Annotated in this window: 17 protein-coding genes and 4 pseudogenes; 8 read left to right on the plus strand and 13 right to left on the minus strand. The window is 58.3% G+C overall.

Annotation, left to right across the window (positions count from 1 at the left end):
* Window positions 1-298 precede the first annotated feature (298 nt).
* Both H7847_RS25155 and H7847_RS25160 read left to right on the plus strand, forming a co-directional pair.
* A complete protein-coding gene (locus H7847_RS25155) occupies window positions 299-1,300 on the plus strand; it encodes a 2-hydroxyacid dehydrogenase (protein WP_227272247.1) in 1,002 nt (333 codons plus the stop codon).
* A 5-nt stretch (window positions 1,301-1,305) separates the two neighbouring features.
* Window positions 1,306-2,784, plus strand: a complete 1,479-nt coding sequence (locus H7847_RS25160; RefSeq protein WP_227272248.1) for an L-lactate permease — start codon at window positions 1,306-1,308, stop codon at window positions 2,782-2,784.
* A gap of 69 nt (window positions 2,785-2,853) precedes the next feature.
* Here H7847_RS25160 and H7847_RS25165 read toward each other — a convergent pair.
* Window positions 2,854-3,564, minus strand: a pseudogene (locus H7847_RS25165) (IS6 family transposase).
* 86 nt (window positions 3,565-3,650) lie between these two features.
* On the opposite strand from H7847_RS25165, the gene H7847_RS26890 reads away from it, so the two are divergent.
* Entirely contained in the window at window positions 3,651-3,785 is a 135-nt protein-coding gene (locus H7847_RS26890; RefSeq protein WP_264479711.1) for a hypothetical protein, read from the plus strand.
* A 443-nt stretch (window positions 3,786-4,228) separates the two neighbouring features.
* On the opposite strand, the pseudogene H7847_RS25170 reads toward H7847_RS26890, so the two are convergent.
* The 4 genes and pseudogenes from H7847_RS25170 to H7847_RS27300 form a co-directional block, all read right to left on the minus strand.
* Window positions 4,229-5,184: pseudogene (locus H7847_RS25170) on the minus strand (transposase); the annotation flags it as partial.
* Between the two features lie 290 nt (window positions 5,185-5,474).
* Complete coding sequence (locus tag H7847_RS25175) at window positions 5,475-5,921, minus strand: Arm DNA-binding domain-containing protein (protein WP_227272249.1); 447 nt, start codon at window positions 5,919-5,921, stop codon at window positions 5,475-5,477.
* Between the two features lie 75 nt (window positions 5,922-5,996).
* Window positions 5,997-6,467: an alpha-ketoglutarate-dependent dioxygenase AlkB gene (locus tag H7847_RS27295; protein WP_227272250.1), complete on the minus strand. Its 471-nt coding sequence runs from the start codon at window positions 6,465-6,467 to the stop codon at window positions 5,997-5,999.
* An 84-nt stretch (window positions 6,468-6,551) separates the two neighbouring features.
* Window positions 6,552-7,253 (minus strand): annotated as a pseudogene (locus H7847_RS27300) (Rossmann-like fold-containing protein).
* Between the two features lie 269 nt (window positions 7,254-7,522).
* Between H7847_RS27300 and H7847_RS25195 the strand changes: the two are divergent.
* Window positions 7,523-7,690 (plus strand): annotated as a pseudogene (locus H7847_RS25195) (transposase); the annotation flags it as partial.
* A 130-nt stretch (window positions 7,691-7,820) separates the two neighbouring features.
* On the opposite strand, the gene H7847_RS25200 reads toward H7847_RS25195, so the two are convergent.
* Genes H7847_RS25200 through H7847_RS25210 form a run of 3 tightly spaced genes read right to left on the minus strand, consistent with a single transcriptional unit; the run spans window position 7,821 to window position 9,876 of the window.
* Complete coding sequence (locus tag H7847_RS25200) at window positions 7,821-8,615, minus strand: metal ABC transporter permease (RefSeq protein WP_227272253.1); 795 nt, start codon at window positions 8,613-8,615, stop codon at window positions 7,821-7,823.
* Window positions 8,615-9,364: an ATP-binding cassette domain-containing protein gene (locus H7847_RS25205; protein WP_227272254.1), complete on the minus strand. Its 750-nt coding sequence runs from the start codon at window positions 9,362-9,364 to the stop codon at window positions 8,615-8,617. The genes H7847_RS25200 and H7847_RS25205 overlap by 1 nt, the downstream gene beginning before the upstream one ends.
* Window positions 9,361-9,876: a Fur family transcriptional regulator gene (locus H7847_RS25210; protein ID WP_227272255.1), complete on the minus strand. Its 516-nt coding sequence runs from the start codon at window positions 9,874-9,876 to the stop codon at window positions 9,361-9,363. The genes H7847_RS25205 and H7847_RS25210 overlap by 4 nt, the downstream gene beginning before the upstream one ends.
* A 56-nt stretch (window positions 9,877-9,932) precedes the next feature.
* Here H7847_RS25210 and H7847_RS25215 point away from each other — a divergent pair, with 56 nt between their 5' ends.
* The 4 genes from H7847_RS25215 to H7847_RS27055 all read left to right on the plus strand — a co-directional run bounded on the left by H7847_RS25215 (window position 9,933) and on the right by H7847_RS27055 (window position 12,982).
* Window positions 9,933-11,012, plus strand: coding sequence for a zinc ABC transporter substrate-binding protein (locus tag H7847_RS25215; protein WP_264479713.1), 1,080 nt, complete (start codon window positions 9,933-9,935; stop codon window positions 11,010-11,012).
* 52 nt (window positions 11,013-11,064) lie between these two features.
* Complete coding sequence (locus tag H7847_RS25220) at window positions 11,065-11,712, plus strand: DUF1007 family protein (protein ID WP_227272256.1); 648 nt, start codon at window positions 11,065-11,067, stop codon at window positions 11,710-11,712.
* Window positions 11,703-12,584, plus strand: a complete 882-nt coding sequence (locus H7847_RS25225; protein ID WP_227272257.1) for a nickel/cobalt transporter — start codon at window positions 11,703-11,705, stop codon at window positions 12,582-12,584. Before H7847_RS25220 ends, H7847_RS25225 begins: the two co-directional genes overlap by 10 nt.
* A gap of 182 nt (window positions 12,585-12,766) precedes the next feature.
* A complete protein-coding gene (locus H7847_RS27055) occupies window positions 12,767-12,982 on the plus strand; it encodes a hypothetical protein (protein ID WP_319799797.1) in 216 nt (71 codons plus the stop codon).
* A gap of 134 nt (window positions 12,983-13,116) precedes the next feature.
* Here H7847_RS27055 and H7847_RS25235 read toward each other — a convergent pair whose 3' ends face one another.
* From H7847_RS25235 to H7847_RS25255, 5 genes are all read right to left on the minus strand, one after another.
* Window positions 13,117-13,326, minus strand: coding sequence for a hypothetical protein (locus tag H7847_RS25235; protein WP_227272258.1), 210 nt, complete (start codon window positions 13,324-13,326; stop codon window positions 13,117-13,119).
* Window positions 13,326-13,607, minus strand: coding sequence for a hypothetical protein (locus H7847_RS25240; RefSeq protein WP_227272259.1), 282 nt, complete (start codon window positions 13,605-13,607; stop codon window positions 13,326-13,328). The genes H7847_RS25235 and H7847_RS25240 overlap by 1 nt, the downstream gene beginning before the upstream one ends.
* 9 nt (window positions 13,608-13,616) lie before the next feature.
* Window positions 13,617-13,919 carry a recombinase family protein gene (locus tag H7847_RS25245; RefSeq protein ID WP_319799796.1) on the minus strand — a complete coding sequence of 101 codons (303 nt, stop codon included), beginning with the start codon at window positions 13,917-13,919 and terminating at the stop codon, window positions 13,617-13,619.
* A 102-nt stretch (window positions 13,920-14,021) separates the two neighbouring features.
* Window positions 14,022-14,288: an Lrp/AsnC ligand binding domain-containing protein gene (locus H7847_RS25250; RefSeq protein WP_227272263.1), complete on the minus strand. Its 267-nt coding sequence runs from the start codon at window positions 14,286-14,288 to the stop codon at window positions 14,022-14,024.
* A gap of 342 nt (window positions 14,289-14,630) precedes the next feature.
* A partial coding sequence (locus H7847_RS25255) for a hypothetical protein (protein WP_227272260.1) occupies window positions 14,631-14,833 on the minus strand: 203 nt, incomplete at its 5' end.

A 14,833-nucleotide genomic window follows, 5' to 3' on the forward strand; every position in this document is an offset into this window, starting at 1 on the left:
CATTAGCGGACATTCTCCGCCCTTAGCGATGCTGCGGTGCCGCGCGCAATTCCCGCTGTTTTCTGCGATTGCTAAATGCATTGGTGGCGCGTACGCGTATCTTCAAGCAAGCCGTCAGTAGGCAAAATCCACTCAACCCGGTCCTTCGCCGGGTTAATTGCAAGGTATGAAACGCTAAATGCACAAGGTGCCTAGAGTAATCAGCCTGGAAGTGTTGCTTGCCAAGGCTTTCTAGGGCAAGGTGTTGCTGCGGTGCAGCAGGCGCCGAAACTCACCTTTCACAAACCAGCAGGGACCCATGCGGATCGCCGTTTTCAGCACGAAACCCTACGACATCACATACCTCGAGAAAGCCAACGACGCAGCGCATGACTTGGCGTTTTTCGAGGCCCGGCTGTCCCCGGAGACGGCACCGCTCGCCGCGGATGCTGATGTCGTCTGCGCCTTCGTTAACGATGATCTCGGCGCGGAGGTGATCTCGGCACTGGCCGAGACCGGAACCCGGCTTCTCGCCCTGCGTTCGGCTGGCTTCAACCATGTGGACCTCGCGGCGGCGGAAGCGGCCGGCATCGCCGTCGCCCGCGTTCCCGCCTATTCGCCCCATGCGGTCGCCGAGCACACCGTCGCGTTGATCCTGGCGCTGAACCGCAAGCTACACCGCGCCTACAACCGCGTGCGCGAGGGGAACTTCGCACTTGAGGGCCTCCTCGGCTTCGATCTGAACGGCAAAACCGTCGGCGTCGTCGGAACCGGACAGATCGGCGAGGTCGTTTGCCGAATCCTGCATGGCTTCGGCTGCAAGCTGCTTGCCTACGACCCGTTCCCGAACCCGGCCTGCACGGCGCTTGGTGCCCGCTATGTCGCACTCGACGCGCTTTTCGGGGAGAGCGATGTCATCACGCTGCAATGTCCGCTGACACCGGAGACCCACCACCTGGTCAATGCCGAGACACTGGCGAAGATGAAGCAGGGCGTGATGCTGATCAACACGAGCCGCGGGGCGGTGGTCGACACGCGAGCGGTCATCCAGGGGCTCAAGAGCGGTGCTGTCGGCAGTGTCGGCCTCGACGTCTACGAGGAGGAGGCCGATCTGTTCTTCGAAGATCTCTCGCAGAAATTCATCCCCGACGATGTCTTTGCGCGGCTGCTGACGTTCCCGAATGTGCTGATCACGGGACACCAGGCCTTCTTCACCGACGAGGCGCTGACCGCGATCGCCGAGACGACGATGGCCAACATTTCGGCCTTCGCGCGGGATGGCGCACCTGTGCACCTGGTGTGCGCCACGACGGGTCGCTGAGGCCGGTGTCAGCGCTGCTCGCCGCGACGCCGCTGCTGGTCATTCTGGCCGGTATGGGTCTTTTGCGGCGGTCGGCCGTGGTTTCTGGCATGATGGGGCTGGCCGTCGCCATATTCCTGGTGGCGACCGGGTTCCGGCTGGAAAGCGGCACCACCGGTAGTGAGCTCACGGCCGGTATCGGCGTAATCGCCGAGGCGGTGCATTCGACCGCAACGATCCTCTGGATCATCCTTCCCGCTCTCGCGATCTACGAGTTCCAGCGACAGGCTGGGGCCATCGAGCGGATTCGCGACACGCTCGCGGCTCTCGCCGATGAGCGGCGTATCCAGGCGATCCTGATTGCCTGGTTCTTTGGTCTGTTCATGGAGGGGGCCGCCGGCTTCGGGACACCTGTGGCGCTCGCCGCGCCGCTGCTCGTCGGGCTCGGCTATGCCCCGGTTCGCGCGGTGGCACTGGCGCTTCTGGGGCATGCCGCGGGCGTCTCCTTCGGAGCAGTGGGTACACCCGTTCTGGCACAGGTCGAGATAACTGGCCTCGCCGCAGGGGACGTCGCGGTGAGAACGGCGGTGTTGCACGCAATCGCCGGTCCCGTGCTGCTGTTGCTGATGGTTCGCCTCGCAGGTAAAGGCCCGCTCAGCCGCTCAGACGTAGGCTGGGCTGGCCTCGCCGCACTGTGCTTCCTCTTGCCGTCTCTCGCGCTGGCGTTCCTGGCAGGGCCCGAGCTGCCGACCTTGGGCGGTGCGCTGATCGGGACAACGCTTTTCGTACTGGTTCTGCGCCGCCACCGGCCGTCGAGAGCGCTAAACCTGCGCGCGTTGATACCCGATCTCTCCCCCTATCTCTTCATCCTTCTTTTCGTGCTGATGACGCGACTGATCCCCTCCTTGCAGGGGGTGCTGAGCGGGCTTGCGCTCTCCTGGACCTTTGCAGAAACCTTCCAAGGGGCGTTCCAGCCACTCTATCATCCGGGCACGATCCTCTTTCTCGGCCTCATTCTGGGCGCGCTGGTGACGCAGCGCGGTGGGCTATTGGGTGGAGCCTTGCTGGCCGCGTTGCGGCGCCTTCTGAGTGTCGCGCTTGTCCTCTTCGTCATGCTGGCGCTGTCACGTCTGATGGTGCATTCCGGCATGATCGGAGCGCTGGCCACTGCGGCCGCCGGGGTCGGCCCGGCCTGGCCGCTCATCGCACCGCTGATCGGTGTGCTGGGCACCTTCATCACCGGCTCGGCGACTGCCTCGAACATCCTGTTCTCCGAACTCCAGCTCTCGACCGCGTCGAACCTGTCGCTGCCACCCGCGATGATGGCCGCGGCCCAAAGCTTCGGCGCGGCAATCGGTAATGCTGTCGCACCCCACAACATTATCGCCGGCAGCGCGACAGTCGGCCTCATCGGCCGCGAGGGCGATATCCTACGGCTGACCGCATGGCCTTGCCTCGCATACGCGGGGATCGGCGGCGCCGTCATCCTGATCGCCTCGCTATGAGGACGGAGCGCTCATATCGGCATTGCCAACGTTTTTGAACCTGATTGAGAAAAGACGATGCCGTTTCCGTCAGGCGGCCATTTCGCTGGCATAGTCGATCCATAGCTCGAAGGCATCGGATCTGGCGTGGCGGTATGAGGCAGCGGTGAGACGATAACGGCCGGGACGGGAAATTGTGTTGATCTGATCATGGGCCGCCAGAAAACGTTGCGCCTGCCCGGGTGACTTGAACCGGCCCATCGGTTTTTCGCGTTTCCGGGTTGGTCTATGCGATCCTTCTATCCGGTTGTTCAAACCCTTGTGCGCGCGGTGATCAGCGTTCGGGAGCGAAGCGACGAATTGGTTTGATGTAGCTTCTCAACTTGTCTGTTATCACAATGCGCGGCGCGCCGAACCGATCGATGAGCCGGGTCAGGAACCGTTTCGCGGCCCTCGCATTGCGTTGTTTTTGAACCAGGATGTCCAGCACGTCGCCCTTCGCATCCACCGCCTGCCAGAACCAGAACTTCACACCATTGATCGGAACAATAACTTCATCCAGGTGCCACTTGTCGTTCGCAGTCGGTCTGTCGCGCTTGCTACAATCGGCAAAATGGCGACCAAATCGGTTCACCCAGTTTCGGAGTGTTTCCCGGTTGACGATCACACCTCGTTCAGCAAGCAGATCTTCAACATCGGCAGTATTCAGAGAAAACCGATGATATGCCCAAACAGCGTAAGCGATGATTTCGCGTGGAAAACGGAAGCCTTTAGGCGGGGCATCTCGGCGGGACTCTTCATGCTCCGCAACTAACTCTCTGCAAACACCCATTCAAGTTGGCAATGCCTTTCAGCCACACCAATCAAAAGCTGTGAGGAGAACGACCATGAGCCATTATGTTGGTCTCGACGTTTCATTGAATGAAGTTACGGTTTTCGTTGTGGATGCGGAAGGCACGGTCTCGCATCGCGCGTCGCCGGGCGCTTTTCGAAGTCGGTCAGATCACGGACGCGTTGTATAGTCGGTTCGGAACATCATCCCCGAACGAAATCGACCCGAGGATCGACCGCTATTATTCACCGGATTCGGCCCCAGGCCAAACGGATCATGGGCGTTGCGAAGCTGGCCGAGCGGGGTAACAGCGCGGTGCAGGGGGTCGAGCGCACGCTGAAAATGGTCTAGGAGCTGACACTTGGACGCGGGATGGAGCGGTAGGCGCAAGGTCGAAAGCGGATGTAAGATTAGAGACAGCGTGTAATTATTTTACCGCACCCAAAAAAACTTAGCGAGTATTCGCCTGTATTTCATCATGGCATTTGTCATCTCAATATCATCGGCTTTAAGATATCGGCAGACATTCTTTCTGGGTCTGGATGATAACCTTTCAGGTTGTCCGTCGTCAGGGTTTTTGGGACCAATGGCGGCCTGAGTAAAGAGAGGGTCTGGCTCATCTGGTTAGTTTGATTATGCGGCGGATTTGCGGTGAAGCAAGCGCCGGGTTTCGATGGTCTTTCGTTTGATCCTTTCTCGTTGTTCCAGAATGGCTTGGCCTCGCCCGAAGTAGACATCGGCCGGGGTGAGGTTTTACAGGCTCTCGTGATAACGTTTGTGATTGTAATGATCGACAAATGCATCGATCTGTTGTCGGAGATCGCCCGGCAGGTAGTAGTTTTCCATTGAGATGCGGTTCTTCAAGGTTTGGTGCCAGCGTTCCACTGCCCGGCAGTCGTTTCGCAGAAACGATGAGAGGGATCTCGCCTTGGGTCTGCGGGTGATATGGTGCACCGCGGACATGATCCATTCTCCGATCGTCCAGCCAGTCAGCCAGTTCAGCAGAGATGTAACTCGAGCCGTTGTCGCTGAGCAGGCGCCGCACTGCGCCAGACGCGTGTCACCGAAGGTGATCGCAGCCCGGAGCCCGCAGTGCCACGTCCAGCTTATCAGTCACATCTTCGGCCTTCATTATCGTGCAGAGCTTCCAGGCGATGATGTACCGGTTGTAATCGTCGAGGATCGTAGAGAGATAGAACCAACCCCAGCCGATGACTTTGAGATAGGTGAAGTCGGTTTGCCCGCTGCCCGGCAGTCGCCGCTTGCGGCGATGAGAGGGGGAGCTGGTTCGGGCGTGAAGTTTTGTCCCTGAACTCGTCGGCAGCGGACAGAACGACGTAAGCCGGCCTGGTGATGAGGTCATAGGATTTGAGGATACGATACCCGTTCGTCGAGTAATCCGTCCACTGGACGGACTACTGATTCTCCTTACCCTCTGACACAAAATACTTTTCTGTGTCGGTAAAGCACACGGCCAACTCGCGCGGCGACAGATCGCTTTCCTTCAGCGCCAAGCCCTTGATCTTCTCTCGGATCGGTTCAGGGATGCGGTTCCAAACCCGTGACGGTTTGGGACTGCGATCCTCGAGTGGCGATCCCGTCGAATGCGTTGCTGGCGCGTTCAGGCGCTTGGCGATGCCAGTTTCGCATCCCGACCATGCCTCCTCATTGACCAGGATTAACCCTGACGGACGCCGGCCAATCTCTTAGCGTGCTTACATTAGCCATGGAAGGTACCACGCTGGAAATGATAGAGACCATCATCTTCGCGACTGTCGTACTGGCCCCAGCGGTAATCGCCTTTGCCTGGGTCATGTGGGAGGGCCGGGTGCTGGCAGTCCTGATCCCAAAATCCGAAATCATTGCGCTGGCCGATGCGCTACTCCAGTTTGATCTGATCAAGAGGCCTGTCCTTCAAGCCATCAAACTTGCGCAGTACGCTCTGGGTGCGATTCCAGTCCTTGGTGTTGGGCTTGACGTGAAGCTCAATGAATTGTGGGATCACCTCGCCCAGTGTCGGGGCGGTTTCCTCGGGGGCGTGGGATGCCTTGTCGAATTCGCCCAACTCGACATCACGCGTGATTTCCATCGCTTTGCGTCTCGCGTCGGCAAGGGAGACCACAGGGTAAGGGCCGATCTTGGTGCGCCTGCGCGAACCGTTCGGGCGCACCGTTGTGTAAAACACCTTGGCACCTGTGGTCGACACACGCAAATGCAGGCTGTTTACCTTTTGGTCGCGCACCTCGTACCGTTTGGTGGTCGCCGGGGACATCGCGTCGAGTGATTTGGTTGTCAGCATCTGTTTCATGCAGACATCGTAAGACACCCAGGATCCTCCTGTCAGGGTATGGTTTGGAGAACTATGCAGCGACCAGCGACAGTCTGACTGGACATGAAAAAATTATGCGAAACGCATTTCTCTAAACGTGAGCGACAAACGCCGGGATCGGGGTTGTTTCTGACCATTCACGATATCGCTTTTGCGTGCAGGAATGGCATGGGTCCAAACATTACGCGCCTCGCCTGAAAGTACCAACAGGCTCTCAGGTTCAAGTACCAGATCGACTTTTTGGCTGACTTTCCGGTTTTCCAAGCGCATGACACATGACGACAGCAAGCTCAACGACGCGATAACATCGCCAAAACACGGCCTGCAATCCACGTGCGCAGATATTCCCTGACCCGGCCTGTACTCATTCACAATGACCTGATCAGGAACGGAACCGAAATGGCCAGAATGTGTTAGTCGTTCGGCCAGAGCCTGCAAAACGGGGGAAGCGGCCCGAGATAATCTTCTTCCCGAGCTTGCCTTGCTTTGTAGTCGTAGCGATAGCCGTAGTGTTGAACACGCCGTTTCATATCGTTGCGCCAAGATTGCGTGTCAATCTTGTACGCCAAATCGTCGGCTTCTTCGGCTGAAATGAAATCGGGCTGATAACTCAGGCCCGAAGGTAGATCAGGCTGAAAAAACGAAAATTGCGAAAGCCGTGTGCTCATTTATCGCCGCCTCCTCATCAGCCGTGTTCTGATGTGAATAGGCCGGATAGTCTTTGGGGGTGAATGTATAGATTTCTGGGGCTGCAAAGCCAGCTTTCTTTGCTGCATCATCCATCTTGAACGCGCCCTCATAGAGCGGGCTATCCACTGTTGATATGACGACAAGGACAACAGATTTCATGTGGGCGCGGCTGCTTTTCAGAAAGCGTGTCACAAGAACATGATTGGGATTTCACCCGTAGAGCGCCTCGCGTGATGCGACATTTGGGAACTGAAAGATGATGGTGCGAAACCGACGCGGCCCGATTGCCTTTGACAAACACGTTGCATCAACCCCGGTTTTGACCTGCGCGCCAAGTTTCAGCAACTTCGCAGCATTGTCATATGCCGTGTCGCCCAGATCAGCCTCATCTTCGTATTCAGTGGCGAGAAGAGATGAAGGCGACACACCCTTCAGGTGCGCCAAGGCCAACGCAAAGCTGAAATTCCCTTCGCCAACAAACAATGCGCTACCAAGACGAGCGCGGGCAGCAAAGTCAAACTTTTGCGTGGCCCTGTTGAGTTTCTTCTGTTCAACGACTGGCGCATCGCGACCTACGGCGTGCTGAACCGCATCAAGCAATGAAGCTCCTCGGAATTCATAAGTCACGTTCAACAACACCTGCAAGATTTGAGGCCAATCGAATGTACCGATGCTAGGTTAACGGGCGGTTTATCTGGCGTTCATCTTGGCGTCGCTGGCGGCGGCACGCAGGCGCTCGCGGGCTTCGCGCGGGTCAAGTTTCAGTTCTTCGCACAGGTCCCAGAGCGTCACGATATCAGCCATTTCTGATCTCCTTTGGTTCTGATGAAGATCGATAAGACGCAGGCCTTGTGCTTGTCAGGGATACGCCGCGATAAACGGGTGCCTAGATGACCTCCTTCTTCCAGCGGCGAAAGGTCGAGATGTTTTTCACCCACCTGAAGCGATATGTCGGCCTGCGAATGATGCGACTGAGAGGATCCAAAGGTGCAAATGAACAGTTCCAACTCGCTGCAACCGTCCAAAACCTCCGGAAACTCGCCAAGCTGGCCCCGGAACCAGCATCAACAGGCTGAAACGAAAAACCCAATAGCTTTTGGCTTCATCCATCGGCAGCTCGAACGGCGACTTCTTAAACACTATCCGGACAAAGCGACCCTTGGTCTCGGTCACTTCGATGGTTGCTATGAAGAGAACGACCCAGCTTCACCGTGCAGGTTTGAAGCTCCTGATCATGCTGGATGTCAGAAAAATCAGTGCCGCGACGCAGACAATTGATGGTCCAGCTGGCGTATCAAGTACATAGGCCGTGCGCAGACCGATCGTGGCGGACAGCAACCCGATAACGCCGGCGGTGACGGCCATGCCTTCGGGTGTCCTTGACAGAGGCCTTGCGGCGGCAGCGGGTATGATCAGCATGGCGGCGATCAGCAGGACTCCAACGACCTTGATGGCGACGGCAACCGTGATCGCCAATGCCAGGGTCAGAACCAGTTGTTCGCGTTTCGGATCGATGCCGCTGGCGTGGGCGAGATCTTCGTTCAGTGTGGACGTCAGCAAGGCCGACCAGCGCCAGCCAATCAAAGCGACAACAAGAGCAGCACCGCCCCAGATCACCGCAAGGTCCCCGCGGGAGACGGCGAGGATATCGCCGAAAAGATAGGCCATCAGATCGATCCGCACGCCTGAGATGAACGACACCGCGACCAGACCGAAGGCCAGTGCGGAGTGGGCAAGGACGCCCAGCAACGTGTCCATCGCATAGCCCCGCCCGGACAACACGCTGACCGTCAGCGCCATCAGCAAGGCCACGGCCATGGCCCCAACGAAGACCGACATCGAGAACGCCAACGATAGGGCCACGCCAAGGATCGCCGCATGCGCGGTGGCATCCCCGAAATAGGCCATGCGCCGCCAGACCACGAAACACCCCAGGGGCGCGGCGGCAACGGCCACGCCAATCCCGGCCAAGGTCGCCCGCACCATGAAATCATCGAGCATTATTCAGCGGCCTCCGTGTGGTCGTGCGAATGATCGCCGTGATCGTGCCCGTGGTCGTGTTCATGCCGGTAAAGTGCCAGAGCGCCGCCGGTGCCTGTCCCGAAGAGGGCGCGATATTCGGGGGCGGATGCGACAACGGCCGGCGTGCCTTCGCAGCAGACATGGCCGTTCAGACAGATCACGCGGTCTGATGTGCTCATCACCACGTGCAACTCATGGCTGATCATCAGCACGGCGCAGCCCGTGTTTCGGCGCACAGTTTCAATTTGCTGGTAGAATGCGGCTGAACCCCGCTGGTCCAATCCTTGCGTTGCTTCGTCCAGCAGCAGCAGATCAGGCTTTACGATCAGGGCACGCGCCAGCAAGACCCGCTGAAATTGCCCGCCGGAGAGTTGCGACAGTTGCGCCTTGGCCAAATCGGGCACACCTGCCTGAGCAAGCGCCCGAGCGATGTCGCTGGCCGTGACGCCACCAGGCAGTTTCAGGAACCTTGTAACGGTGATCGGCAACGTCTCGTCAATATGAAGCTTTTGCGGAACATAGCCGATTTTTGTGCCGCCCCCCCGCGCGACGCGCCCCTGGGCCGGTTTCACGGCCCCGATGATCGCCCGCAGCAGGCTGGTTTTGCCCGATCCGTTAGGGCCGACAATCGTGACGATCTCGCCGGGTTCGACGCGCAAGGATACCCGCGACAAAACTGTTCGTGCGCCATAGCGGACGCTGAGGTCTTCCACCTGAACGAGGCTCACGCGTCGGCCTTGTCGACACAGGCCGGGCAGACACCTTCGGCCTCAACCACAGTGCGCTCTATCCGAAAGCCCGTGGCGCGGGCGGCATCCCCCAAGGCACCCCGCGCGGGGGATGAATGCGTTTCGGCCACCGCATCGCAGAGACGACAGATCATGAAGGCGGGTGTGTGAGACTGGCTGGGATGAACGCAGGCGATGAAGGCATTCAGCCGCTCGATCTTATGGGCTAGACCATTTGCAACCAGAAAATCCAGAGCGCGATAGGCAACGGGGGGCTGCGACCCGAACCCGCCCTCACGCAGCCGGTCCAGAATGGCATAGGCCCCAAGCGCCCGGTGCTCTTGCAGCAAAATCTCGAGGACCTTCCGGCGCACTGGCGTGAACCTCAAACCCTCCGCAGCACAGCGGGCTTCGGCGGCGGCAAGCGTGTCACTGACGCAGGCACCATGATCGTGATGCGTGAACCCAAGGGGGCCGTCAGCGGGGCCCAAGTTATCAGAGTCGCTTGTCATGTTATTACATTTCGTCTATCCGATGTGTAATGTTATACAATCACGCGGAGACCCCAATGTCCAGAAAGCTTCTTACCCTCACCCTGCCGGCAACATTGATGGGCGGGACCGCTTTCGCTGAAGCGCCTCAGGTGGCCGTGGATATCGCCCCTGTGCATTCCCTGGTCGCGCGGGTCATGGACGGGGTCGGCACACCTGATTTGATTGTTCAATCCGGTGCAAGCCCGCATGAATACAGCCTGCGTCCATCTGAGGCAGCAGCGCTGCAGGAGGCCGATCTTGTTTTTTGGATCGGGTCCGACCTGACGCCATGGCTGACGGAAACCATTGAAACACTAGCACCCGACGCCGCCGTCACCGCACTGCTGGAAGCGGATGGCACGATCGAGTTGGCGTTCCGGGAGAATGCGCTTTTCGAAGCGCATGACCACGGCGCGCATGGGGGTGAAGATCACGCAGACCACGACCACGGTCACAATGACCATGAGGATCACGCTGAAGAGGCACATCACGATCATGATGAAAAGGCGCATGATGATCACGGTCAAGAAGACGTCGGGCATGACGACCATGGACACAATGATCACGACCACGAGGCCGCCGGACATGACGGGCATGATCACGGCGCACATGATCCGCACGCATGGTTGTCGCCGCAAAACGCAATGACCTGGCTCAATGTGATTGCAGGCCAGCTGTCTGCCGCCGACCCTGACAATGCGGGCGCCTATTTCGCGAATGCCGCTGCAGGGCGTGCCGAGATCAAAGCGTTGATCGATGAGGTGAATGCCACGCTCGACCCGGTGCGCGATGGTCAGTTCATCGTGTTCCATGATGCGTATCAGTATTTTGAAGTGGATTTTGATTTCCCGGCCGCAGGTGCAATTTCACTCAGCGATGCCTCTGATCCAAGCCCGGCGCGGATTGCCGAAATCCAAGGTCGGATCGCCGAGCAAGGGATCGATTGTGTTCTGGCAGAACCACAGTTCAATCCGGGTCTTGTCAAGACGGTTCTCGACGGGACAGAGGCGAAGACGGGCATTCTTGATCCGCTTGGCGCCGATTTGGAGCCGGGATCGGCGCTTTACCCCCAACTGATCCGGAATCTTTCGACGGCCCTTGCGAGTTGCATGTAATCGCATAAGTCTCCCAGAGACGCTGAAATCAAATCTGGAGTGTGGTGGCCGCGTGTTACGCATCTGTCTGACTGTATGCTGTGTTGCGATGTGTCTGGTGGGGACGGCCAAGGCACATCCGCATGTCTTTGTCGATGCCCGTACCGGGTTCATCTTCAGCCAAGATGGATATTTGGAAGCGGTCCGGATCTCCTGGACCTACGATCAGTTCACGACGCTGATCCTCTTCGAATCGCTTGATCTGGACCGAGATCTGGACGGGCGGCTCAGTGCCGCTGATCGCGCAGATATCGTCGCTGGCGAGACCAACTGGCCTGCTGAGTACAACGGCGACGTCTATCTGGAGGTCGAGGGTCAGGCGCGTCCGATGGGGCGACCAAAGAATGCAACTGCCAGCCTGGAAAACGATCAAATCACCGTCGCTTTTGATCTGCCGCTGTCCCGGCCTGCTGGGCTGGCCGGCCGCACGGCGGTTCTGCGTCTTTATGATCCTTTTTTCTATTATGCCTATACGATACTGGCAGGGAGCGAAGAGCGGGACTTGCCGCCGAGTTGTCAGGCTGAAGTCATCCCCTTTGAGCCAGATGCTGCCGCAAGCGCATTGCAAGAACAACTTGCCGCCTTGTCGCGTGAAGAAACGCCGGAACAACCCAATGTGGGGCGTCTCTTTTCGGATGAGGTCGTGCTGGCATGTGGTTAAGGCTCGGCGCCATCGTCCTGTGTGGCTTGGCCGTTGGGGTCGCCGCGTGGGGCTTTGTGCCGTGGTTTGACATCCAGCAATGGGCCGCCGGCGAACAGCGCACGTTCCAAAATATAATGGCAGGCGCGCTCAGAGGCATCCAGACCGGCGATCCCCTGGCCGTGTGGACATTGTGCAGTGCCACGGCAGCTTACGGTTTCTTCCACGCCCTTGGACCGGGTCACGGGAAAGTGCTGATCGGCGGGGCCGCCCTCGCCAGTGGCGCAACTCTGAAACGGCTGGGTCTATTGACGGTTCTTTCCAGCCTGGCGCAGGCGATGACGGCGATCTTGTTGGTCGGGAGCCTCTATTTCCTGTTGCAAATGCGCTCCGGTGATCTGGCGGATCTCACAGAGGCCTGGCTGGCGCCCGCAAGCTACGCCGCAGTTGCGGCGATAGGGGCTGTGCTGGTCTTTCGCGGGGCGCGCAGCTGGCAGAAAATGGGCGCGAACAAGCAAGCTGCACATGGCTGCTGCGGTCACACGCACGGCCCAAGCGTCAAGGATGTCACGACGCTTACATCAGCGCGCGATGCGGTGGCCTTGATCGCGAGCATTGCGCTGAGGCCTTGCACGGGCGCGCTTTTTGTTCTGGTCATTGCAGCTCGGTTCGATGCTTTCGCTGTGGGATGTCTTGCGGTGATTACGATGGGCTTCGGAACCGCCGCGTTTAACCTGACCGTTGCGACCTCCGGCGTCGCTGCGCGACGGCTGGCCGGGCTTGGCGCGCAGGATCACGAGGGCATGCAAGCCATCTCGGCAACGCTGCACGTGACCGGCGGCATCCTGATCATCGCCATCAGCATCGGCATGTTGCTGCCTTATCTGACCTGAGGCATCTCGTTTTCTCATTAAGAATTATGTCATAACATTACAAAACATAAACTGGGACAGAATAACAGATACCATTCACACCAGCGACACCGGCTTGCCCGTCGCCTTGCTGACCGGCTTCCTGGGGGGCCGGGAAAACCACACTCCTGAACGGGATACTCTCCAACCCGACCGGGCCAAGGATCGCTGTCATCGTGAGTGAGTTTGGCGAGGCCGGGCTTGATCATGACCTGATCGAGGCCTTGGACGCTGACATTCTCACGGTGACACCCAAGCCTGAGTTTCTGGAAAACTGCACGCCAAAACCAGAACAGGATGGGCTTACTGGTGGCTATTTCTTGCCCCTTTCGCCAGTTCACTTGAACGAGCAACGGAACTGGCCCCAACATGGGACATAAGGGTTCTCGCGGGAGAATGGCAGACCTACGCCGCCAGACAGAAAGAACCGCCGAAAAATCCGGACGCCGCGTTTCTCGGCTTCTGCAAGAGTTGGTTCAAGAAACGCGGGTGCAACGGCTGGTATAGTGTTTACTCAAACACTCATTCGCTCAGACCATAAATCGCGGGTAATGTCAGGGATTGAACGGCCTTCTTCGACCGCCCTCACCTTAATTTTCCGATAGAGCGTTTCTTCAATCTGGGCGTTGAGGCGCTTCTTTTCCTCGGTCGTTTCAGTGTTTCCGTGCAGGATACGCTTGCGAGCGTCATTGCCCCGGCTGGGACGTTTTGCGGACAATGCCATTACGCCACCTCCCTTTTCGCCGGTGCCAGCATCGCCAGTAGCTCGTTGCTCAACGCCGTCCGCACATCGCTGCCAAGCCGGGTTCCTTTCACGACACGTGAAACCACAAACCCGGCACGCGGCGATCCGTTCGTGACCTCCTGACGAGCCTTGATGAAATCCACCAAATCCGACGCGGCCCAGATGTCGTATGGCGACGGTTGAACGGGGATCAGAACAAAAACGCTGACTTTGATGCAGGCCGCAATCATGTCTTCCAGCTTTGCCGCGCCGTCGACCACCACACAGTCCTAGTTGGCGGCCATCCGTCGCACTTCGGCTTTCTGAACAGGCGACAGGGTAGGGGGTCTGCCACCGATCCGGCCACGTTTGCGAGCTGACGCCAACCCGTCCTTCGTTCGTTCGGAAATCCGTTCCCGTTCAAACTGCGCAATAGACGCAAGGACGTGAAACACGAGACGGCCTGCCGGTGTCGTGGTGTCGATGTCCTCGGTCAGGGACCGAAAGCCAGCACCGCGCGCGCGGATCGTCTCCACAATTTCCAGAAGGTCTTTCATCGACCGGGCGAGGCGGTCTTGTTGGGTGACGGTCACAACATCGCCGTCGCGGAGCTGGTCCAGCTGCGGCAGCTTTCAAGGCATCGGTCTGGGCATCGAGGTTCTGGTCATCCGTGCTGACGGGGGCATATCCAATGATCATATCGGCAACTCCAACGTTGCTTTCTCTGTAGAAACGACAATCGACGTGCGGAATTTTCTGACGTTCTTGTCGGCAAAGAAAAACCGGTGGGTAAAGGTTTCGTAGGCGGCGATGTCCTTAGCAACCACGATCATTACAAAGTCAGCGTCTCCGGCGATGCAGTAGAAGTTCATCACCTGCCGATCCTCCCGCGCTTTGCGCTTGAAAGCGTCGATCTGGTCCAGTCGGTCCCGCTCAAGCTCGACAGAAACTACCGCAGTTATGCCTAAGGGTCCCGGTCCAGCGCCTCACAGGCGATCTCTGTGCCTTCTATAAGCTCACCTAACCGATTTGGTGCAGCAGCCCCACGCCTTGTGTGCCGATGCCATGCTTTCGGCTTCGTCTACATCATAACCATCATCTTCAAAGCATGTGCGAATGAGTTTCCGGATGGACGCTTCATCGTCCACGACAAGGATACTTCCAGCACTCATGCGTCACCCCTTTCAGGGTAGGAGGGAACGCCTGATGTCGAAAGTTTTGCGAGGCGAGATTGGTCTTCATCCAGAACAGGCCAGCCTTCGGCCCACAATCCACAGCGTACCGTAACAGATCACTTAGTAAACTCAAACCTGCCATTGAAGGCTCTGCAGGTAACGGTTGGTTTGTCCCGCTGACCCTTCATTGAGCGAGCTTCCCACGAACGGCAGCTTCTCTAATTGGGCTTTTCGGTCAAGCTTGTTTTCCTTTTTCAATCGTGGCGTTTGTCGCTCATCCGGGTCACGCTTCTCTTCGCAGTCTGATTGATGACCTGATGTCATCGCTGCAC

Origin of the sequence: Roseobacter weihaiensis (assembly GCF_020622345.1) — a bacterium.
Lineage (GTDB): Bacteria > Pseudomonadota > Alphaproteobacteria > Rhodobacterales > Rhodobacteraceae > Roseobacter > Roseobacter weihaiensis.

Excerpts from the sequence above, each read along its gene's own strand:
- H7847_RS25215 (WP_264479713.1), top strand. The coding sequence starts at position 9,933 with ATGTCCAGAAAGCTTCTTACCCTCACCCTGCCGGCAACATTGATGGGC.
- H7847_RS26890 (WP_264479711.1), top strand. The coding sequence starts at position 3,651 with ATGAGCCATTATGTTGGTCTCGACGTTTCATTGAATGAAGTTACGGTT.
- H7847_RS25235 (WP_227272258.1), bottom strand. The coding sequence starts at position 13,326 with ATGGCATTGTCCGCAAAACGTCCCAGCCGGGGCAATGACGCTCGCAAG.
- H7847_RS25200 (WP_227272253.1), bottom strand. The coding sequence starts at position 8,615 with ATGCTCGATGATTTCATGGTGCGGGCGACCTTGGCCGGGATTGGCGTG.
- H7847_RS25155 (WP_227272247.1), top strand. The coding sequence starts at position 299 with ATGCGGATCGCCGTTTTCAGCACGAAACCCTACGACATCACATACCTC.
- H7847_RS25210 (WP_227272255.1), bottom strand. The coding sequence starts at position 9,876 with ATGACAAGCGACTCTGATAACTTGGGCCCCGCTGACGGCCCCCTTGGG.
- H7847_RS25225 (WP_227272257.1), top strand. The coding sequence starts at position 11,703 with ATGTGGTTAAGGCTCGGCGCCATCGTCCTGTGTGGCTTGGCCGTTGGG.